General features: G+C 70.2%; 18 protein-coding genes. 12 read left to right on the top strand and 6 right to left on the bottom strand.

What is annotated here, in order from left to right:
• Positions 1 to 4: 4 nt before the first annotated feature.
• Positions 5 to 808 (top strand): cytochrome c, encoded by an 804-nt coding sequence (locus tag LJB71_RS11005; protein ID WP_259304216.1) that lies wholly within the window; start codon positions 5 to 7, stop codon positions 806 to 808.
• 7 nt (positions 809 to 815) lie between these two features.
• Here the strand turns inward: LJB71_RS11005 and LJB71_RS11000 are convergent, their stop codons facing one another.
• The 3 genes from LJB71_RS11000 to LJB71_RS10990 all read right to left on the bottom strand — a co-directional run bounded on the left by LJB71_RS11000 (position 816) and on the right by LJB71_RS10990 (position 3410).
• Positions 816 to 1505: a phospholipase D-like domain-containing protein gene (locus tag LJB71_RS11000; RefSeq protein ID WP_259304215.1), complete on the bottom strand. Its 690-nt coding sequence runs from the start codon at positions 1503 to 1505 to the stop codon at positions 816 to 818.
• Positions 1506 to 1663: 158 nt separating this feature from the next.
• Entirely contained in the window at positions 1664 to 2389 is a 726-nt protein-coding gene (locus LJB71_RS10995; protein WP_259304214.1) for a phospholipase D-like domain-containing protein, read from the bottom strand.
• Between the two features lie 40 nt (positions 2390 to 2429).
• A complete protein-coding gene (locus LJB71_RS10990; protein WP_259304213.1) occupies positions 2430 to 3410 on the bottom strand; it encodes an alkane 1-monooxygenase in 981 nt (326 codons plus the stop codon).
• 233 nt (positions 3411 to 3643) lie between these two features.
• On the opposite strand from LJB71_RS10990, the gene LJB71_RS10985 reads away from it, so the two are divergent.
• From LJB71_RS10985 to recD, 11 genes are all read left to right on the top strand, one after another.
• Positions 3644 to 5083, top strand: a complete 1440-nt coding sequence (locus LJB71_RS10985) for an amino acid permease (protein ID WP_259304212.1) — start codon at positions 3644 to 3646, stop codon at positions 5081 to 5083.
• A gap of 11 nt (positions 5084 to 5094) precedes the next feature.
• On the top strand, positions 5095 to 6057 hold the full coding sequence (gene miaA, locus LJB71_RS10980) for a tRNA (adenosine(37)-N6)-dimethylallyltransferase MiaA (protein ID WP_259304801.1): 963 nt from the start codon (positions 5095 to 5097) through the stop codon (positions 6055 to 6057).
• Between the two features lie 151 nt (positions 6058 to 6208).
• Positions 6209 to 6484, top strand: a complete 276-nt coding sequence (gene hfq, locus LJB71_RS10975; protein WP_259304211.1) for an RNA chaperone Hfq — start codon at positions 6209 to 6211, stop codon at positions 6482 to 6484.
• 61 nt (positions 6485 to 6545) lie between these two features.
• Complete coding sequence (hflX, locus tag LJB71_RS10970) at positions 6546 to 7898, top strand: ribosome rescue GTPase HflX (protein ID WP_259304210.1); 1353 nt, start codon at positions 6546 to 6548, stop codon at positions 7896 to 7898.
• A gap of 41 nt (positions 7899 to 7939) precedes the next feature.
• On the top strand, positions 7940 to 9010 hold the full coding sequence (hflK, locus tag LJB71_RS10965) for an FtsH protease activity modulator HflK (protein ID WP_259304800.1): 1071 nt from the start codon (positions 7940 to 7942) through the stop codon (positions 9008 to 9010).
• Positions 9007 to 9870, top strand: coding sequence for a protease modulator HflC (hflC, locus tag LJB71_RS10960; protein WP_259304209.1), 864 nt, complete (start codon positions 9007 to 9009; stop codon positions 9868 to 9870). Before hflK ends, hflC begins: the two co-directional genes overlap by 4 nt.
• A gap of 3 nt (positions 9871 to 9873) precedes the next feature.
• Positions 9874 to 10065, top strand: a complete 192-nt coding sequence (locus LJB71_RS10955) for a DUF2065 family protein (RefSeq protein WP_259304208.1) — start codon at positions 9874 to 9876, stop codon at positions 10063 to 10065.
• Between the two features lie 90 nt (positions 10066 to 10155).
• A complete protein-coding gene (gene recC, locus LJB71_RS10950; RefSeq protein WP_259304207.1) occupies positions 10156 to 13227 on the top strand; it encodes an exodeoxyribonuclease V subunit gamma in 3072 nt (1023 codons plus the stop codon).
• 123 nt (positions 13228 to 13350) lie between these two features.
• Complete coding sequence (locus LJB71_RS10945; protein ID WP_259304206.1) at positions 13351 to 13917, top strand: hypothetical protein; 567 nt, start codon at positions 13351 to 13353, stop codon at positions 13915 to 13917.
• Positions 13914 to 17573 (top strand): UvrD-helicase domain-containing protein, encoded by a 3660-nt coding sequence (locus tag LJB71_RS10940; protein ID WP_259304205.1) that lies wholly within the window; start codon positions 13914 to 13916, stop codon positions 17571 to 17573. Before LJB71_RS10945 ends, LJB71_RS10940 begins: the two co-directional genes overlap by 4 nt.
• A complete protein-coding gene (recD, locus tag LJB71_RS10935) occupies positions 17570 to 19450 on the top strand; it encodes an exodeoxyribonuclease V subunit alpha (protein WP_259304204.1) in 1881 nt (626 codons plus the stop codon). The genes LJB71_RS10940 and recD overlap by 4 nt, the downstream gene beginning before the upstream one ends.
• 109 nt (positions 19451 to 19559) lie before the next feature.
• On the opposite strand, the gene LJB71_RS10930 is transcribed toward recD, so the two are convergent.
• The 3 genes from LJB71_RS10930 to LJB71_RS10920 all read right to left on the bottom strand — a co-directional run bounded on the left by LJB71_RS10930 (position 19560) and on the right by LJB71_RS10920 (position 21021).
• Complete coding sequence (locus tag LJB71_RS10930; protein ID WP_259304203.1) at positions 19560 to 20159, bottom strand: HAD family hydrolase; 600 nt, start codon at positions 20157 to 20159, stop codon at positions 19560 to 19562.
• Positions 20160 to 20233: 74 nt separating this feature from the next.
• Positions 20234 to 20428: a hypothetical protein gene (locus LJB71_RS10925; protein ID WP_259304202.1), complete on the bottom strand. Its 195-nt coding sequence runs from the start codon at positions 20426 to 20428 to the stop codon at positions 20234 to 20236.
• Positions 20429 to 20616: 188 nt separating this feature from the next.
• Positions 20617 to 21021: a hypothetical protein gene (locus LJB71_RS10920; protein ID WP_259304201.1), complete on the bottom strand. Its 405-nt coding sequence runs from the start codon at positions 21019 to 21021 to the stop codon at positions 20617 to 20619.
• Positions 21022 to 21450: the final 429 nt, after the last annotated feature.

Below are 21450 nucleotides of genomic sequence, written 5' to 3'. Positions count from 1 at the left end.
TGCGATGCGCCACCTGTACCTGTTCGTGCTGCTGTCGGTCGCGGCATGCGCCAAGGCGCCGCCGCAGGACACTGCGGTCCCGGCCGTCGCCGCGGCCTCGGTGCCGCCGGGCGACCCGGTCGAGGGCGCGCGCGTGGCCAGGCGCGTGGGCTGCGACGGGTGCCATGCCGAAGGCGGCAAGGGCGGCGGGATGGACATCCGGACGCCCCAGGGCGACCGCATCGTCGCGCCGAACCTCACCGAACGCCGCGCGCACTACGACGACCGCGCGCTGGCCCTGCTGCTGCGGCAAGGCAAGACTCACGACGGCCACGTGCCGGTCGGCATGCCGATCAAGATGCTGCAGCACCTGAGCGATCGCGAAGTGCGCGACATCACCGCCTGGCTGCGTGCGATCCCGGCGGTGGACCATCCGGGGCTGGCGGAGACCACGCTGACCCCCGACGCGGCGAAGCAGTTCGCCGCCGGCACCCATCCGTACTCCATCGACATGCTGCCGGACGCGGGCGTGGTGCCGCCGGCGACGCCGCCCACCGAACCGCTGGCGCTGGGCAAGCACCTCGCCTACACCAGCTGCAGCGAGTGCCATGGCTGGGACCTCAACGGATTCGGGGGAGACGACGCGCCCTCGCTGGTCGTGGCCAAGGCCTACACGCCGGAGGCCTTCCGCCGGCTGATGCGCACCGGCGAAGTCGCCGCCGGGGGCAAGTCGAAGACCGGGCGCATGAGCAAGGTCGCCGCATACCGCTTCTCGGTCATGACCGATGCCGAGGTCGCGGCGCTGAAGGCCTACCTCGATGCGCGCTGAGCCGGGCTCAGAGCAGAGGGTCGACCGGTAGCCAGTAGGCGAGGCGGGCCACCGCGCGGCGGCCGAAACTGGCGTCGGGTTCGCGGTCGCGGGTGCCGCCGGCATCGCGCCACAGCAAGCGCTGGCGCGCGGCGTCCCATTCGATCGCCCAGGCATGCGCCGGGCTGGTCATGGTCTCGAACAGGCCGAGCAGCTGGCCGGCGAGTGCCTCGTCGGTGACCAGCAGCCCCTGTTCGGAGTTGAGCTGGATCGAGCGCGGGTCGAGGTTGAGCGAGCCGACGAAGAGGGTGCGGCGGTCGATCATCGCGGCCTTGCCGTGCAGGCGCGCGCCGGAGGAGCCGAACAGGCTGCCGGAAGCCTGGTCCTGGCGCGGCTTGAGTTCCCAGAGCCGGACGCCGCCGCGGACCAGCGGCTCGCGGGCGCGCACGTAGCCGCCGTGCACCGCGGCCACGTCGTTGGAGGCCAGCGAGTTGGTGAGGATGCGGATCGGGCGGTCGTTGCGCGCGCCGGCGAGCAGCGCCTCGGTCCCGCCGTCCCCGGGCACGAAGTAGGGCGAGATGATGGCGATGTCGCCCGCGCCGGCTTCCATCGCGTCGCGCAAGCCGGCGAGTACCGGCGACGGGCGTGCTTCCGGGATCGGCGTCGCCAGCTTGTCGGGGGCGTCATGCAGCAGGCGCCACTCCCGCGTCCAGCGCATGCCGAGGTAACCTTGCGGATGCGGGCGAGCGCATCGGAATCACCCAGCACGGCGATCCACTCGGACTCGCCGGCGTCGCGGGCGGGCTTGCGCAGGTTGGCGCGGACTGTATCCAGCGTCAGGGTGGCGGGCATGTCCGGATCGACCGTGCGGATCGGCTAGGCCATGGTCGAGTTCCAGTAGCCGTCGAACGCAGCCTCCAGCGCATCCACCGCAGGGCCGGCGACCAGCAGGTCAAGGTCCTGGAAGTTCGCCTCGGGGCTGGCCATGAAGTATTCGTTGCCGACGTTGCGGCCGCCGGTGATCGCGACCCTGCCATCGACGATCCAAGACTTGTTGTGCGCGCGTCGGTTGACCCGCTTGAACGAGCCGGCGAATTCCAGCGCGGTGCCGAGCATGCCGTCGCGGGTCGCGAACGGGTTGTACACGCGGATGCTGATGTTGGGGTGGTGGTCCAGCGCCAGCAGCACCTGGCTCTTGGCGCGGGCGTCGAGGTCGTCGAGCAGCACGCGCACGCGCACGCCACGGTCGGCGGCGTCCAGCACCTCGGCGGCGAGCAGGCGGCCGGTGAGGTCGTCGTGCCAGATGTAACTCTGGATGTCGAGGCTGCGGCCGGCGGCGCGGCTGGTGTAGCCGCGCAGCGCGAAGGCTTCCAGCCCGTCGGCCACCAGCCGGAACCCGGATTCGCCGGGGTGGCGTGCGGCCGCCGGCGCGACCTCGGCATCGAGACGGGTGCCGTCCGCGACAGCGATCGCGCGCTGTTCCGGCACGTCCGGACGGGTCGGCAACTGCGCACAGCCGGCCAGCAGCAGCGCGGCGATCCACCAGCAGCGGCGCAACAGGGTCATCGGAAGGGCGTCGGTCGGCGCGAGTGGGGTCGCCATCCTGCGGATGCCAGAGGCGCCACGCAAGCGGGTGCGCGGCTCACGATGCGGCCCCTTCGCCGGCCTGCCAGCGCTGCAGGCGCGGGTGCATCACCCGGAACCACAGCGGCGGCACCAGCGCGAGCACGAACATGGTGGCGTAGCCGGCCGGCAGCTGCGGGCTGTCGGGGTGGTGCAGCAGCACCGGATAGCGGCGGCTGGCGTGGGCGTGGTGGTCGGAATGCCGCTGCAGCTGGAACAGCAGCAGATTGGTCAGCGCGAAATCCGCGTTCCAGCTGTGCAGATGGGTGGTGCGCTCGTAGCGGCCATCGGGCAGGCGGCGGCGTTCCAGGCCGTAGTGTTCGATGTAGTTGATGATTTCCAGCGCCGAGGCGGCGATCAGCCCCTGCAGCAGGAAACCGATCAGCCCGGGCCAGCCCAGCCACATCCCGCACGCAGCGCCAAGCACCAGCCACAGCGCGCTCCAGCCGAGCAGTTCGTTGCGCCAGTGCCACCACGGCAGGCCCTGCCGGCGCAGGCGCTGGGCTTCCAGCCGCCAGGCATTGGCGGTGTTGCGTGCCAGCGCCCGCGGCAGGAACTGCCATAGCGATTGCCCGAAGCGCGCGCTGGAGGCGTCTCGCGGCGTGGAGACATGCACGTGGTGGCCGCGGATGTGCTCGACCTTGAAGCCGTGATAGCCCACGCTGGCCAGCAGCAGCCCGCCGGCGAGGCGCTCCAGCCGGGTGTCCTTGTGGATCAGCTCGTGGGCGACGTTGATGGCCATGATGCCGCCGACGATGCCCAGCGACAGCAGCCAGCCCAGCTGGCCGCCGATCCCGAAGCCGGCACCGGTCCAGTGCCGCAGCGACCCGCCCAGGGTGACGTACTGCACCGGCACCGCCAGCAGGGTGAGGGCGCGGAACCAGGGGTCGCGTGCCAGCGTCGGCACCTCGTCCGGCGCCGGGTTGTGCGGGTCGTGCCCGACGGCGTAGTCGGCCAGCGGCAGTAGCACGAACAGCACCAGCAGCGGCAGCCAGGCCATGAGCTCCGGATGCCCGCTGCGCGCGCCCGCTCATGCGGCCAGCGGCAGCAGGGCCGGCACCCCGAACACGAGCAGAAAGCCGTAGCGTTTCCAGCGCGGCATGGCCGCCTCCACGGCGCGGTGCCCATCCGCATCTTAGCGCCGTGCGCAGCGCCATGCCGGCCGACGCGGATCGCCAAGCCCGTGCCGATGCGGCACACTGCGCGGCGTTTGCCACGAACGGGAGGAGCGCCATGGCGGCATGGCTGCGACGCAAGGACATCGACCAGGTGACGGTGCACGAGGCCGGGCGGCGGCTGGTGCCGACCCTGGGCTGGCCGCATCTGGTGGCGCTGGGGATCGGCGCGATCGTGGGCACCGGCATCTACACCCTGATCGGGGTCGGCGCCGACAAGGCCGGCCCCGCGGTGCTGCTGTCGTTCGTCATCGCCGGTCTGGTGTGCGCCTGCGCGGCGCTGGCCTATGCCGAGCTGGCCACCCTGATGCCGGCTGCGGGCAGCGCCTACACCTACAGCTACGTGGTGCTGGGCGAGCTGATCGCCTGGGTGGTGGGCTGGAGCCTGGTGCTGGAATACACCCTGGTGGTGAGCACGGTGGCGGTGGGCTGGTCCGGCTATTTCGTCGGGTTCCTCGGCTGGGTGCAGCAGCACACCGGCTGGGCGGTGATGCTGCCACCGGCACTGGCCGCAGGCCCGCACGTGGCGGGCGGGCTGATCAACCTGCCGGCGATCGGAATCGTTTTTGTCGTGGCCGGAGCGCTGATCATTGGCACCCGCGAGAGCGCCACCGTGAACGCGCTGCTGGTGGTGCTCAAGCTGCTGGCGCTGGCGGTGTTCGTGGCGGCGGCGCTGCCGGCGTTCGATCCGGCCAACCTGCATCCGTTCATGCCCTACGGCTTTTCCAAGTCGGTGGATGCGGACGGCGTCGAGCGCGGGGTGATGGCGGCGGCGGCGATCATCTTCTTCGCCTTCTACGGCTTCGACGCCATCTCCACCGCCGCCGAGGAGACCAAGGACCCGGGCCGCAACCTGTCGATCGGGATCGTCGGCTCGATGGTCGGCTGCACCCTGATCTACCTGCTGGTGGCACTGGCGGCGGTGGGCGCGATGTCGTTCACCGTGTTCGGCAAGAGCGCCGAGCCACTGGCGTTGATCCTGCGCGAGCTGGGCCATCCGAATGCGGCGCTGGCGATCGGGATCGTCGCGATCGTGGCGCTGCCGACCGTGCTGTTGGCGTTCTTCTACGGCCAGAGCCGGATCTTCTTCGTGATGTCGCGCGACGGGCTGCTGCCGCGCGGGCTGTCGAAGGTCGGGCCGCGCGGCACTCCGGTGGCGATCACCGTGTTCACCGCGCTGCTGACCGCCGCCCTGGCCGGGGTGGCGCGGCTGGACGAGATCGCCGCGCTGGCCAATGCCGGCACCCTGATCGCCTTCACTGCGGTCGCGGTGTGCCTGCTGGTGCTGCGCCTGCGCGATCCGGCGCGCCCGCGCGTGTTCCGCACCCCGTGGGCATGGCTGGTCGGGCCGCTGGCGATCCTCGGCTGCAGCTACCTGTTCCTCAGCCTGCCGCTGCGCACCCAGCTGTGGTGCCTGGCCTGGAACGGCGTCGGCCTGCTGGTGTACCTGCTGTATGCGCGCCGCCACAGCCTGCTGCGCCAGGGCCGCGATGCGTGAGTGAGATGCGCATGCCGGCGGATCGCCGCCCGCCTGCGGTCGCGCTGATGGGCCCGACCGCGTCGGGCAAGAGCGCGTATGCCATCGCGCTGGCGCAGCGGCTGGGCGGCGAAATCGTCAGCGTCGATTCCGCGCTGGTCTATCGCGGGCTGGAGATCGGGGCGGCGAAACCCACGCCTGAGGAACGCGCCCGGGTGCCGCACCACTTGATCGACGTATGCGATCCCTGGCAGCCGTTCTCGGCGGCGGAATTCGCGCAGCAGGCGCGCGCGGCGATCGACGGCATCCTCGCGCGCGGGCGGCTGCCAGTGCTGGCCGGTGGCACCGGGCTGTATTTCCGCGCCCTGCTGGACGGGCTGTCGGAGATGCCGCAGGCCGATCCCGACGTGCGTGCCGCATTGGCCGCGGAGGCCGCCGAACGCGGCTGGGCGGTGCTGCATGCGGAGCTGGCGCGGGTCGATCCGGAGGCCGCCGCGCGCATCCACGCCACCGACGCGCAGCGCATCCAGCGCGCGCTGGAGGTCTATCGGCTGAGCGGCCGCCCGATCAGCGACTGGCAGCACAACGCGCGCACGGCGCGGCTGCCGCTGCGGGTGCTGAAGCTGGTGCTGGCGCCGCCGCAGCGGGCACTCCTGCATGCGCGCATCGAGGCCCGCTTCGACACGATGCTGGCTGCCGGCTTCCTCGACGAAGTGCACCGGCTGCGGGCGCTGCCGGCGCTGGCTGCGCATCCCGATCCGCTGGCGCTGCCGGCGCTGCGCGCGGTGGGCTACCGCCAGGCGTGGGAGCACCTGGACGGCGCCTCTTCGCCTGCCGAGTTCCGCGCGCGCGCCATCGCCGCCACCCGCCAGCTGGCCAAGCGCCAGACCACCTGGCTGCGCGGGGAGCTGGACGCGCGCTGGTTCGATCCCGCGGGCCAGGCCGCAGCGCTGGATACGGCGGTGGACGCCTTCCTCGGCCCGCGCGCAGGATGAGCGCGCCGCGGGTGGGCGGCGGCGGCGGACTGCGCTACCATCGGCCGGCCCGCCGCTGGCGGACGAGCGCGGGGTCGGGGAATGCCCACGGGCATCGCGGGCATCGGCTCACGGCATACCAACAACAACACACGACAGCCACGGGGAATCCATGTCGAAGTCGCAGTCCTTGCAGGACCCGTTCCTGAACGCGTTGCGCCGCGAGCGCGTGCCGGTCTCGATCTACCTGGTCAACGGCATCAAGTTGCAGGGGACGATCGAATCGTTCGACCAGTTCGTGGTCCTGCTGCGCAACACCGTCAGCCAGATGGTTTACAAGCACGCCATTTCGACCGTGGTGCCGGCGCGCAATGTGCGCCTGGGGGCGGCCGGCGCGCAGGAGGCGGACGAGGGCGCGGCCCCGGCGGCGCATGCCGAGGCGGAATGAGCCCGGCGCGGGCTTGCAATCCCGGCCCCGGCGCCCCACCTAAGGCGCGATGCCCACCCAATTGTTCGAACGTTCGCGCGGCGGCGAGAACGCCCTGCTGATCCAGCCCCATGCCGGCGGCCCGCCCGCCGAGGGCGTGCTGGAGGAATTCGCCGAGCTGGCGCGCTCGGCCGGCGCGGACGTGGTCGCCATGTTGACCGCGCGGATCGACAAGCCCAATCCCTCGATCCTGATCGGCAGCGGCAAGCTGGACGAGGTGAAGGCGGCCTGCGAGGCCACCGGTGCCGACCTGGTGCTGGTCAACCACGCGCTCACCCCGGTGCAGGAGCGCAACCTCGAAAAGGCGCTGCAGCGTCGGGTGGTGGACCGCACCGGGTTGATCCTGGACATCTTCGCCCAGCGCGCGCGCAGCCACGAGGGCAAGCTGCAGGTGGAACTGGCCCAGCTGCGCCACCTGGCCACCCGGCTGGTGCGCGGCTGGACCCACCTGGAGCGCCAGCGCGGCGGTGCCATCGGCCTGCGCGGCCCCGGCGAAACCCAGCTGGAAACCGACCGCCGCCTGCTGCAGAAGCGCGTGGAGATGCTGCAGAAGCGGCTGCAGAAGGTGGAGGTGCAGCACACCCAGATGCGCCGCGCGCGCGTGCGCAGCGAGCTGCCGCGGGTGGCGCTGGTGGGCTATACCAACGCCGGCAAGTCCACCCTGTTCAACGCGCTGACCGGGGCAGAGGCCTACGCCGCCGACCAGTTGTTCGCCACCCTCGACCCCACCGTGCGCCGGATCAGCGTTTCCCCTGCCGCATCAGCCAAGGCGGATGCGACGCCGCCGGGTGGCGGCGTGATGCTGGCCGACACCGTCGGCTTCGTGCGCGACCTGCCGCACGCGCTGGTGGCCGCGTTCCGTTCCACCCTGAGTGAGGCGCGCGAGGCCGATCTGCTGCTGCACGTCATCGATGCCAGTGATCCGCTGCGCGATGAGCGCAGCGCACAGGTGGACGCGGTACTGCACGAGATCGGCGCCGGCGGCCTGCCGCAGCTGCGGGTGTTCAACAAGATCGACCGCATCGAAGGCGCACAGCCGCGCTGCGATACCGACGGCGGGGCGTGCGGTGCGGTGTGGCTGTCGGCCCGTGACGGACTCGGCCTGGACCTGCTGCGCGAGGCGCTGGGCGAGCGCCTGGGGCTGCGCCGGGTGGCCGGGCTGGCGCGGCTGCCGACCAGCGCCGGCCGCCTGCGCGCGCGCCTGCACGCACTGGGCGCGGTGCGCGGTGAGCAGCACGCAGACGACGGCTGGCTGCTGCGGATCGACCTGCCGCTCGTCGAGGCCGCGCGCCTGGCCGCGCAGCCCGACGGCGCCCCGCTGCAACCCCTCCTGCCGGCCACGGCGCCGAAGCATCCCGTAGAATCCCCGGCATGACGACACGACGCGATGGCCCGCGCGGGCCCAAGGCACTCTGGATGGCCTGGAACCGGCCCGGTGGCGGTGGTGGCGGCAGGCCCGGAGGCGGTATCGGCCGCATCCTCGACGGCCTGCCCAACCTGGGCGGCGGCAATCCGCTGCGCTGGGTCGCCCTGCTGCTGGCGCTGTGGCTGGTGTTCAACTGCTTCGTCCTGATTGCCGAGCAGCAGCGTGGCGTGGTGCTGCGCTTCGGCCGCTTCGACCGCATCATGCAGCCCGGCCCCAACCTCAAGCTGCCGTGGCCGGTCGAGCGCGTGATCAAGGTCAACGCCACCCAGATCAAGAACTACGAAGACCGGGTGCCGGTTCTGACCCGCGACGAGAACATCGTCGAGGTCTCGGTCAACGTGCAGTACCGGGTGGCCGATCCCACGCTGTACCTGTTCGGCACCCGCAACGCCGACGAGGTGCTGAAGCAGGCCGCGCTGAGCACCGTGCGCGAGCAGGTCGGCCGCTCCGACCTCGACACCGTGCTGGGCGCGCGCGAGCAGCTGGCGGTGGCGGCGCGCGAGCGCCTGCAGAAGTCGCTGGACGCCTACCGCACCGGGCTGGTGGTGACCGAGCTCAACCTGCCCGATGCGCGCCCGCCGCAGCAGGTCAAGCCGGCCTTCGACGACGTCAACAGCGCGCAGCAGGACAAGGAGCGCCTGATCTCCGAAGCGCGCGCCTACGCGGCCAAGATCGTGCCCGAGGCGCGCGGCCAGGCGGCGCGCGTGCGCACCGTGGCGGAAGGCTACAAGACCGCCGAGATCGCGCGCGCCACCGGCGACGCCGAACGCTTCAGCCTGCTGGTGGCGCAGTACAAGGGCGCCCCCGAGGTGACCCGCAAGCGCCTGTGGCTGGAAACCGTGCAGGACGTGCTGGCGAAGAACCGCAAGGTGGTCGGCGGCGACAGCCGCCAGCTGATCTACGTGCCGATGCAGGACGCCGGCAAGCCCGCGCCCGCGGCGTCTTCCGCGCCGGTGCTGGCGCCGGAGCTGCTGTCGCCGACCGTGCAGGCCAGTCCCGGCGACCCGGCGCGCCCGGCGCGCACTGGCCGCCCGGCCGGCCGTGAGGAGGTGGTGCGATGAAATTCCCGGCATGGATGGCGGCGGTGGTCGCCGCGCTGCTGTTGCTGATGGGGTCGGTGTTCGTGGTCAACGAAGGCCACTCCGCGATCGTGCTCAACCTGGGCCGGGTGTCGCGCGTGGGCATCGGTCCCGGCCTGCACTTCAAGTGGCCGCTGGTGGAGAGCGTGCGGGTGTTCGACCAGCGCCTGCAGGTGCTGCCAGCCGAGCCCGAGCGCTATCTGACCTCCGAGCGCAAGGATGTCAGCGTGGACTTCTTCGCGATCGGCAAGATCGAGGATCCGCGCGCGTTCTACCGCGCCACTGGCGGTGACGAATCGGCTGCGGTGGACCGCATGGCGCCGATCATCAAGGATGCGCTGCGCAACGAAATCAATGCGCGCACCCTGCAGCAGGTGGTGTCCGGCGATCGCAGCGAGATCGTCAAGAGCCAGCTGGCGGTGATCAACAAGGGCGCCGCCACTCTCGGCATCCGCATCCTCGACCTGCGCATCAAGCAGCTCGACCTGCCCACCGACAGCCGGGTGATCGAGGACGTGTACAACCGTATGCGCGCGCAGCGCCAGCAGGTGGCCAGCCGCCTGCGCGCCGAAGGCGAGGAGCAGGCCAACGAGATCCGCGCCGGCGCCGACCGCGACCAGCAGGTGATCCTGGCCGAGGCGGAGCGCGACGCGCAGAAGCTGCGCGGCGAGGGCGATGCCGAGGCGGCGCGCATCTACGCCGAGGCGGCCAGCCGCGACCCGGGCTTCTACGCCTTCCAGCGCAGCCTGGAGGCCTACCGCAAGGCCTTCTCCGGCGGCGACAGCGTGATCGTGCTGGACCGCAACGACCCCTTCCTGCAGTACCTGCGCAGCGACCGCTGACCGATGGCCGACCTGTGGGCCGCACTGTGCCTGGTGGCGGTGATCGAGGGCTTGTTCCTGTTTGCCGCTCCGGGTGCCTGGAAGCGTACCGCCGCGCGCATGCTGGAACTGTCCGACGAGCAGGTGCGCCGGGTCGGCGGGATGGTGCTGATGCTGGGCCTGATCGCCCTGTGGCTGGTGCGCGGAGGCGACTGATCCGCGTCCCGGCGGCCCGCACCGGGTGACGTCGCAGCGGATGCGACGCGGGTGCGCTGGAATGGGACCCCGGTCGCAGGGAGGATGCGAGTGCACAACGTCGAAACGTCAACGGGCCTGATCCTGCTGCGTGCGAGCCGCCTGGAGGCGCTGCTGGAGCCGCTGGAAGCCTTGCTGGCACAGACGCGCCCGGCGCACCCGCTGGCCCCGCAGGTGGTGATCGCCGCGCATCCGGGCATGCAGCAGTGGCTGTCCGGCGCGCTGGCGCGCAGGCGCGGCGCAGGGCGGATCGTCGCCAATCTCGACGTGCAGCTGCCCAGCAGCTGGCTGGACGGGCTGTCGACGCAGCTGCTCGGTGAGCGCGCGGTGGCGCTGCCGCACTACCGCCGCGGGCACCTGCGCTGGACTCTGCACGCGCTGCTGGGCGCGCCCGCGCGGCACGGCGTCTGCGATCCGCGCGTGCGCGACTACCTCGCGGGCGCGGCCAGCGAGGATGAGCGCGCATTGCGCCGCTTCCAGCTGGCCGACCGGCTGGCGCGGGTGTACTCGCAATACCTGGTGTACCGCGGCGACTGGCTGCTGGCCTGGGAAGCGGGCAAGCATGTCTTCGCCACCGCGCAGCGCCCCGATCCTGCGCTGCGTGCGCTGGAAGCCGAATGCCTGGCGCCGCTGTGGCAGGCCGTGGCCGGCGCGCTGGGCGAGCACCGCGCGCGCCTGGTGCAGGCGCTCGTCGCCGGGCTGCAGGCAGAGGCCGGCCAGCGCGCGCCGCTGCATGTGTTCGGGCTGTCGCACCTGCCGCCGGCGGAATTGTCGGTGCTGCGGGCGTATGCGCGCCGCGCGCCGGTGTTCCTGTACGTGCCCGATCCCTGCCGCGAATACTGGGGCGGCCTGCAGCGGGCCACTGGGCAGGGCGACTGGCGCAAGCCCGATGTATCCGGTTGGGAAGCCTTCCGCGATGACGAACAGGCGCGCTTCGACGATCCCGATGCGCTCGACTGGCGCGAGCAGGGCCACCCGCTGCTGGCGCGCTGGGGGCGCCTGGGCCAGCACTTCTTTGCCGCACTGGTGGACGATGGGCTGCGCGAGGATATCCGCCACTGGCGTGATGCCGGTGATGCCGCGCCGGGCAACCGTCTCGAGCGGCTGCAGGAAAGCATCCGCCGGCTGCAGCCCGAGCTGATGCGGGAGGACGCGGCCGATCCGGTGGCTGCCGCCGATGCCAGCCTGCGCCTCCACGCCTGCCACACCCGCCTGCGCGAGCTGGAGGTGCTGCGCGATGCGCTGCTGGATGCCGTTGGCAAGGAGGGCGTGCGTCCCGGCGACATCGCGGTGATGGCGCCCGACATCCAGGCCTATTTGCCACTGATCCCGGCGGTGTTCGGCGAGCCCGGCTCTGCGCGCGAGCGCCTGTTGCCCTACCACCTCGCCGACGTGCCCGTCGCCCGCAGCCATCGGCTGTTCGCCGTGTTCGCCACCCTGCTCGGGCTGGGCGCATCGCGCATCACCGCGCCCGAGGTGGTGGACCTGCTGGGCGTGGCGGAAGTGCGGGCGGCCCTGGGGCTGGATGCGGGGGATGCCGAAATCCTGGTGGAATGGTTGCGCAACAGCCGCGTGGCCTGGGCGCTGGACGCTGCGCACAAGCAGGCGCTGGCGCTGCCGGCGCGCGCCGAGCACAGCTTCGCCTGGGCGATGGACCGGCTGCTGGCCGGGTACCTGATGGCCGACGTGCCGGGCGGGATCGATCCGCCGCCGGTCACGCTGCCCGATGGCACCGCATTGCTGCCGTTGGCCGGCATCGAAGGCCCGTCCGCCGCGGCGCTGGGCAGCCTGGACCGCCTGCTGTGCGAGCTGCAGGCATGGCGCGACCTGGCCCAGATCGAGCAGCCTGCAAGCCAGTGGGCGACGGTGCTGCGTGAGCGCGTGGATGCGCTGCTGCGCATCGACCGCAGCGATGCCGACGCCCGCGCCGCGCTGTCGGTGGTGCATCGCGCGATCGCCCAGCTCGCGGCGGAACCGGCGCGCAACGGCGAGGACCCGATGCTGCGGCTGACGGTGGTGCGCGAACTGCTGCAGGACGCACTGGCCGCCGCGCCGGAGCGCCAGCGCTTTCTGCTGGGCGGCATCACTTTCTGCGGCATGGTCCCGCAGCGTGCGATCCCGTTCGCCATGGTCTGCGTGCTGGGGCTGGACGAAGGCGCGTTTCCGCGCCAGCCATCCGATGGCGGCATCGACCTGATGGCGCGCCTGCGCCGCCTCGGTGACCGCGACGTGCCGGGCGACGACCGCTATCTGTTTCTGGAAACCGTGATGTCCGCGCGCCAGCGCCTGCACCTGTCGTACATCGGCCAGGGCGTGCGCGACGGCAAGCACCGCAATCCTGCCGCACCGCTGGCGGAGCTGCTGGCCGAGCTCGACCGCGCCTGCGGCAACGCGCCCGACGACGAAAAGGCGCCACGGCCGTGGCTGGTGCGCCACCCGCTGCAACCGTTCGACGCGCGTTATTTCGATGGCAGCTCATCCGGCGCTGTTTTCCTATTCCTCGGCATTCGCGGGCATGCGCGGCGCGGGCAGGGGGATGCTGCCGCGCCTGCGCGACGGCGATCTCCCCGCGCCGGAATCACTGCCAGAGCCGCTGCCGTTGGCCATGCTGGAGGGTTTCTTCAAGGACCCTGCCAAGGCGCTGTTGAAGGAGCATCTGCAGCTGTCGCTGGATGCGCTGGACGACGACGTGCGGCTGGCGGAAGACGAGCCGATGGACGCGATTCCGCGGATCCACTCGGTGGCGCGCACGGTGTTCCTGCAGCAGGTGCTGCCGCGCAAATGCGGCGATCCTGCGTGGGGATGGGACCGCCAGCCGCCGGCGTGGGTGGGCCTGGGCGGGCTGCTGCCGCTGGGCGCGGCCGGCGATGCGGCCTGGGCGAAGGAGGCTGCCGCGGTGGACGCCCTGTGGAGCCAGGCCGATGCCTGCGGCCGTTTCGATGCGCGCGGTCAGCGCGGTGGACAAGCGGTGCGGGTGGACGTGCCTTTGCGACTGCCCGGCGACGATGGTGCCGGCGACGATGGGCCGCAGCGCATGGCCGGGTTGCTGCGCAATGTGTTCCCGCTTGCGGGATCGGCGGGCGGGCTGCAGGTGGTGTTTGCGTACCCCGATCCGAAGAATGAAAAAAACACCTCAAGGCCCCGAAGAACCTGAACTTCAAGGAGCGCGTTCCCGCCTTCCTGCACTGGGCATTGCTGCGCCTGCACGCCGCGGCCGGCGACACGCCGATACCGGTTCGGCTGACCATGCTGGCAGACGGGGAACCGGATCTGGCCGCGCAGGTGAATGCCTGGGACTTGCGCTACTGCACTGCCGGCACGGCAGAGCGTGCCGCCCTGGATGCCGACCTGCGGCGCCGTCTGCGCGCCCTGGTCGAATTGCTGCGCAACGGCCACCGAGGGCTTTCCTGGTTCCATCCGAAGTCCGGATGGGCCGCCTTGCAGGCGCTGCAAGCCGCGCCGAAAAAAGCCAAGGGCGAACAGGGTGAGGCCGGGATGGGGAAAGAAGCCGGTGGCGCCGCCGAAGCTTTCGCGGGGGCGGACGTGGCGGCGCAGCGGTCGCGTGAGGCCGCGATCGCCAAGGCGGTGCGCGGCGAGTGGGTGAGCGAGCCAGGCCAAAGCGTCGGCGAGCGCGATTACGCCCCCGGCTATGCGCAGCTACTGGAAGGCGACCTGGTCTTCGGCGATCCCGATACCGACCCGGATGGCCGCGCCCTGCGCGCGCTGCTGCAGGACGCGCAGGCCATCCACACCCTGATCATGCTGGGCGACAGCGACACCCCTCCTGCCGCCGCCAGCGAGGAAGCCGCATGAGCCAGCCCATGGACTGGACCGCCTTGCCCTTGCAGGACGGCGGCCGCAGCCTGGTGGAGGCCAGCGCCGGCACCGGCAAGACCTGGACCATCGCCGCGCTCTACCTGCGCCTGCTGCTGGAGCGGCAGCTTTCGCCGCGCCAGATCGTCGTCAGCACCTTCACCAACGCCGCCGCCGCCGAACTGCGCGAGCGCCTGCGCGGCAAGCTGCTGTGGGCGCTGGCCGAGGCCGCCAAGCACCGCGACGGCATCGCCAGCGACGAGGGCAGGCAGTCGGACTGCGGCTGGATCCGCCGGCGCTGGCGCGCCCAGCCGGCCGCGCTCGGGAAGGACGTGCAGCGCCTGCAGGCCGCATTGGCCGAGTTCGATGCCGCGCCGATTTCCACCCTGCACGCGCTGTGCACGCGCATCCTGGCCAACCATCCGTTCGCTGCTGGCGCGCTGTTCCGCGGCCGCGAGATGGTCGATGGCAAGACGCTGGAAGCCGCGCTGGTTGCCGATCTGTGGCGGGTGATCGCCCAAGGCGGGGAGTCGGACGAGCTGGTGGCGCTGGCACGCGCGGCCGACATCACCATCAGCACGTTGAAGAAATACGCGCCGGTGTTGCTGCAGGCGGATGTCGAACTGGAGCCGCTGCCGGCCGAGGAGGTGCGCAAGGCAGTGGCGCGCGTCCTCGGCGATGTGCCTGCTTGGCGGGCAGAGGTGCAGGCGGTGCTGGCTACGCCCAAGTTGCTGCGCGCCGGCGGCGGGTTGGAGAAAGCCTGGCGGGCGCTGGCGGGCGCACTTGCCGGCGATGGCGGTGATCTGGGGGATGTGCTGCTAGCGCATCAGAAGGCGCTGACGGAGGCCGGTGAATCCAAGGGCGTGAACAAGGCGGGGATGGACGATCCGCGCGTGCAGCGGCTGGTCGCCAGTTCGGTCGCGCTCGCCGGCGTGCTCTCGCCGATCCAGCTCGATCGCGCCAGCCATGTTCCCCTGCGCCGCTTCCTCGCCGCCGCCCAGCGCTGGTGCCGCGCCGCCCTGCAGGCACGCCTGGACGCCGCCAACCAGTCCAGCTTCGACCAGCTGCTGGTCACGGTGCGCGACGCGCTGGCCCCCCGCGATGGGCAGCGGACGCTGGCGGATGCGCTGTTTGCCGCCTGGCCGGTGGCGCTGGTGGACGAGTTCCAGGACACCGACCCGGTGCAGTTCGGCATCCTCGATGCGATCTATAGCGCTGCCGATGGCGCGCCGCGCGGGCGGCTGGTGATGATCGGCGATCCCAAGCAGGCGATCTACCGCTTCCGCGGCGGCGACGTTGCGACCTATCAGCGGGCCAAGCAGGCCGTCCCCGTCGAAGACCGGCTCACGCTGGAGACCAACCATCGCTCCAGCCGGCGCTATGTCGAGGCGGTCAACCAGTTCTACGCGAACACGCGCGCCGAGCTGGCGCCGAAGCAGGCGACGACCACCATCCGCTATCAGCGCGTTGAGCCGAGCAGCCGCCGCGACGCCCAGCCGCTGTGCGCCGGGCGCGACAGCAAACCCGTCAGCCGCCCGCTGGTGCTGCACCGGCTTGCGGCAGACGACGACAGCCACGATCTCGAAGCGCACGCGCTGCAGGTATGCGCGGGGCAGATCGCGTGGGCGCTGTCGGAAGACGGCTACCGCATCGGCGAAGACCGGCTCCGGCCCGGCGACATCGCCGTGCTGCTGCCCAGCAATGCGCAGCTTGCGAAACTGGCGGTGATGCTCAAGGCGCGCGGCGTGCCCTGCGTGACCGGTTCGCAGAAGAGCGTGTTCGAGACTGCCACCGCCCGCGAGTTGCGGCTGATCCTGCATGCGGTGCTGCATCCTGAAGATCCGCGCACGCTGCGAGCTGCGCTGGCCACGCGCCTGTGCGGCGCAAGTCTGGGCGCCTTGCAGGCGTTGCGCCACGACGGGGCGGACTGGGACAGTCACGCCAACCGCTTACATGCCCTGCGCGCCATCCTGGAGCGCGGCGGTCCGCTGGCGCTGGTGGTGGCTTTGTTGGAGCAGCATGCCGCACGCCTGCTGGACGCGGTGGAAGGCGAGCGCATCCTCACCGACCTGCGCCATCTCGGCGAGCTGTTGCAGGAAGCCTGGGACGAAGGCGGCGGTGGCGAGCAGCTGCTGGCATGGTTCGCCGACCAGATGGCTGATGGTGGCGAAGGCAGCGATGCCGCCGATACGCGCGCGTTGCGGCTGGAGTCGGATGCCGCGCGCGTCAAGCTGATGACCCTGCACGCCAGCAAGGGGCTGGAGTTCGGCGTGGTGTTCCTGCCGCTGATGTGGAAGCACGCGCGATCGAAGCTCGCCGAACGCAGCCCGCACTTCCTCGCGGGCCCGGATGGCAGCGGCAAGTACCTCGTCGAAGGTCCGGCCAAGGACATCGTCAAACAGCAGGAGCTCGAGGAGCGCCATCGCATCCTGTACGTGGCGCTGACCCGCGCCATCCATGCCTGCCACGTGTTCGTACTGCCAACGGGCGATGGAGCCGCCGATGCCATTCGCCGCGCGAGCGCAAAGGATGTGCCATTGAACGACCTTGAACTGTCCGTGTTCCCGGCCGACGGGGCGGACTGCATCTGCGTCATCGACGGCTGGAACCCGCATCGCGGCCTTGCCTGGCGGGGCGGCGGGGAGGCGGCGGGTGCGCGCAGCGCCCGCCCCTTGCCCGCGGCGGCGCCTGGGCCGTTGCCGATGCGGCACAGCTTCACCACGCTCAGTGGCGGCGGTGGGCATCGCCTGGGGCTGGAGGACGGCGCGGCGGAGGACGAAGTGCAGGCGGATGAAGCCGCCGCCGTGGGAGGTGGCCCCGATAGCGCGGGCAACAGCGTGGAGGCTGTGCCAAGTGTCGGAGTGGCTGCCGTCGAAGCAACCCGCCATGCCGAACTCGATGCACTGGCGGGCGTCGCCGGCGCCGACTTCGGCAATGCCGTGCACGCGCTGTTCGAGCATCGCATCCCCGGCCAGCCGATCTCCCAGGAAGCCGTGCTGGCCGCCCTGCGCGCGCATGGCGTGCGCCCGCGCGAAGGCACGCTGGAGGCGTTGGTGGCGCCGTTGGCGCGGCGCCTGCAGGCGGTGCTGGAGACGCCACTGGCAGGGGAGGGCGGCCCGCGCCTGTGCGACCTTGCGGCTGCCGACATGCGGGCGGAGCTCGAGTTCAACTACCTGCTCGATGGCGCCTCGCTGCGCGCCTTGCGCAAGGCCTGCGAGGCCCATGGCGAGCCGGGCCTGGTGCCGCTCCGCGACCAGACGCTGGCCGGCCTGATGAACGGCAAGATCGACCTCGTGTTCGCCCACGGCGGCCGCTTCCATGTGCTGGACTACAAGGGCAACCAGCTCGCCGCGGGACCGCAAGGAGGCCTGCAGGACTACGCCCCTGCGGCACTCGAGGCGACGATGCTGGCCACCGGCTACCGCCTGCAGGCGCTGCTTTATACGGTTGCGGTCGAGCGCTATCTGCGCGAGCGCCTGGGCGCCGTGTACCGACGCCACCAGCATCTCGGCGACTGCTGGTACCTGTTCATCCGCGCGGTCGGCCTGCGGCTACCGGACGGGACTCCCTGCGGCGTCTGGCATCACCGGTTTACCGACGATCTGCTGGATGCCGTGCAGGGTGTGCTGGGGCTGGATCTGGAGGAGGCTGCATGAGCGCGTACACCGCCGGCGAGGCATTCGGTTTCGCCCGAAGGCAAAAGATGGCGCACGGTCCCGACGAGTGGCGCGACCTCGACCGCGCGGTCTGGCGCTGGGTGATGGCGCATGGTGGCGACGAAGTGACCGCCTGCGCGGCGGCCTGGGCCAGCCACGCCGAAGGGCAGGGCCATAGCGCACTGCCGCTGGCATATTGCGACGGCAGCGGGCGACGGGTGCTGGATGACCGGCAGTGCGATGCGCTCGCGCGCAGCCCGTTGGTGGCCGCGGTGCGGGCGGGTGATGCGGCGGAGGGGCGGCCGTTCGTGCTGGATGGCGAGCACTTCTACCTGCTGCGCAACCATCGCGCAGAAGTGGAGGTGGCGCGGGCACTGCGCACCCGCCGCGACGGCGCCCGGGCGCCGCGCTGCCCGATCGACGACGACGACCTGCGCGCGCTGTTCAACGGCAGCTGGCAGGACGCCGAGGAGCGCCAGCGCGCCGCCGTGCGCCAGGCCATCGGCCGCCGCCTGATGGTGCTGACCGGCGGCCCCGGCACCGGCAAGACGACGACCGTGCTGCGCATGCTGCTGGGGCTGTCGCGCGAGCACGCCGCCACCACCGGCGGCCTGCCCCGGTTGCGGATCGCCGCGCCCACCGGCAAGGCCGCGCAGCGGCTGGCCGAATCGCTACGGCAAGGGACCGAGCACCTGCACGCTGGCGCACAGCCGATTGGGGCGGAGTGGTCGCCGCACCTGGAGGCGGTGCTGGCCGCCGATGCCGCCACCGTGCATCGCCTGCTGGGAAGCCGCGGGCGTCATGGCGGCTATGCCTTCCACGCCGATGAACCACTGCCGGCCGACATCGTCGTGATCGACGAGGCTTCCATGCTCGACCTTGGCCTGCTGCGCGCCTTGCTGTCCGCTTTGCGCGAGGACGCGGTGCTGGTGCTGGTGGGCGATGCCGACCAGCTCACCTCGGTCGGTACCGGCTCGGTGATGATGGACATAGTGCAGGCCCTCGAAGCCGATCCGCGCGGCGACCTGGTGCGGCTGTCGCATTGCTTCCGCGCCGATGGCGCGCTGGTGCCGATCAACGAAGCCGTACGCGCCGGCGATGCCGCCGCGTTCGATGCCGCCCTCGCTGCCGCCACTGGCGCCGCGACCGTGCACGCGATCCCCGACGCGGCCAGCCTGCGCCGCCGCCTGTCCGCCTGGACGCGCGATCTGCAGGCCGCGCTGGAATCGGTCGCCATCACCATGCCGGTGGCTGCGCACGACCAGATCGCATTGGCGGCACGGCTCGCAGTGCCGCGCCGGCAGCAGCTGCTGTGCGCACTGCGCGAAGGCCCGTTCGGCGCGACCCAGGCCGCCGCCGCGATCGCGGCGCGCCTACGCGCGTGGGACGCGCTGTCCGCATGGCCGGGCGGTGCGTGGTATCCGGGTCGCTGCGTGATGGTGACCCGCAACGACCACGCCGCGCGGCTCTACAACGGCGATGTCGGCGTGTGCGTGCTGGTGGAAACCGGCGACGGCAGGCCGCTGCTGCAGGTTGCGTTCGAGCGTATGCCGGAGGTGTCCTCTGTCGCCGGCGGCACCACCGGCGCGGGCGTGCGCCTGTTCGATCCCAATACCCTGCCGCCGCACGAGGACGCATTCGCGCTGACCGTGCACAAAAGCCAGGGCTCCGAGTACGGACGCGTGGCCGTGCTGCTCCCGCCCGATCCCGGCTCGCCCCTGCTGGTGCGCCAGATGCTCTACACCGGCCTGTCGCGCGCGCGCGTCTCACTCGAACTGTGGGCGATGCCGGATGTCGTAGCGAAGGCCCTGTCCACCGCGCTGCGGCGCCACGGCCGCCTGGCGGAGCGCATCAGCTCCGGCGTGGCGGCTGTCTGAGAAACAGGGACGGCTCAAAAATACCGATCGATAGACACCGGGAAAGCGGCCATATCAATCGCGAAGCGATTGATTGGTCCGCTTGAGTGAGTTGTTAGCGCCGACTCCATTACACGCGAGCCCAAGGCGCCCCGCGATAGTATGCCTCGTCGGCAAACGCCAAGAGCTCATAGTCCTCGGGAGTGTCTCCGTAGGCAAAGACCTTGCCGAACTGCTGCATGGAATGAAGCGCCTTTACGCGGCGCACCTTCTCTGCCCTCACACACTGGCGACCCAGATAGAACCCTGTAAAGACGCCCGAGCGCTCCTGAAGTGACGAGCAAATGAGCTCTAAACCGTGCGCCTTTGTCCAATGCTTGAGATACAGGTCAAGGCCACCCGAGACCACAACAACGCGATCGCCTCTCGCCTTATGCCAAGCGATGCGCTCTAGAGCTTCCGGTCTGACGGTAGAAGGAAGCACCGAGCGGGCAAACTCTGCAGCGTGGCTCTCAAGCTCCGCAACAGGAACGCCCTTGAAACCGAACCAACAAATGGCCGCTCTAATCATCGTGCCTGGCACGATGCGGAGCTTATAGCCAACGATCAATGGAAGAAGAAGGACTTTCCCTGCGACCAAACGCATGGGGCGAACTGCTGCGACCATAAAGTCGGGCATCGTCTCGCGATCTGTGATCGTGCCATCGAAGTCGAAGAGCGCTAAATCCATTTTGCGACGAACCTTCTTGGCGCTAACACCTGAGTTAAGCCGCGCCGCGAAGCGGCGTCGGCTTGAATGAATTGTTAGCTGGCAAGCCGTACACCGATGATGACAACTGCTGCGATGATGGCTATGCCGACCGAAAATGCGGGAAAGCCTAGAACGGCAAGCTGGACTCGACCTTTTAGCGAGTTCTTCTGTCCCGTGCTCATATCCTCGCGGGCGAGCGAGAATGCGACCGCTGAAAATCCTACGCTCACGATCACTGCGCAGAACATGAAAGAGATCCACATGAGTGCGAAGTCGCCAGACTTGCCCGCAAGTAGAAGGCTCGGGACGCAAAGAACTGCGTAAGCGGCAACTCCCATCAGGAGCGATGTTCTACTCATTGCCAGCTAACGTTCAAATTGAGGGGCGCGCCGCTTTTGGCGCGTCCCTCTCGAATGCCGTGTTAGGGGGAATGCGTTCAAAGCTCATCCTTGCAGAGCGCCTTCAGCAAATTTGGCGAGATTGCAGAACCTAAGCTCTTATTCGCCGATAGATATCCTATGATTTTCCTGTTTTTGATAATCATCGGTGGCGTGGAGGTATATTTGTTGAAAGGCGAATATGAGCTGTATTCACTTCCAAACGCCCCATAAGAATTCCAGATGGAACTACTGCTGTATTTGCTTCCATGGGTTCCGTAATCGTTAAATATGGAATTGCTGTCATATGCGTTCGTGATCTTACCGAGAAATGTGTTCTCGTCATCTTGAGCAATGATGGCCGCGCCAGAAACCACAGAACAAACCTCTTCGCCAGCAGAAGCGGATGCCGGAAATAGCTGAGCTATGGCCAGCAGAAATATTGCAAGGATGCGCGTACTCATAATTCCCCCTAACACCTGAGTTAAGCCGCGCCACGAAGTGGCGTCGGCTTGACGAACAGTTAGGGCGCAAGGTAGCAGAAAGCGAGGGCGGTTGGGCGCGCGAGCGCACTGCACACCGCCGCCCGCAAGTGCCGGTGCGGTCCGGAAGCCGAGCCGCTGGCGCGCCTTGCGATGCTGCCGCGAGGAAACGCTGCAACCGGCGAGAGTGCTTGCGTGCCTGCTGCCGCGAGGAACTGCGGGCGCGCACCGAGACTGGGGCCGGCATGAGTCGGTGAACGAGATGGGCGTCGAACGCCAGGCGCCGAGCGGATGAGCCGGTTGGCGAGTTGCCCCTGCAACCTGCGTGGCGCAGCTGCGAAAGCATCTTTCTGGCGCCCTAACGCCTGAATTAAGCCGCGCCGCGGAGTGGCGCAGGATGGGCCTTAGCGT

This window comes from Thermomonas sp. S9 (assembly GCF_024704365.1).
In the GTDB taxonomy this organism is placed as follows: domain Bacteria; phylum Pseudomonadota; class Gammaproteobacteria; order Xanthomonadales; family Xanthomonadaceae; genus Thermomonas.
This window is presented reverse-complemented; position numbering and strand designations above follow the sequence as displayed.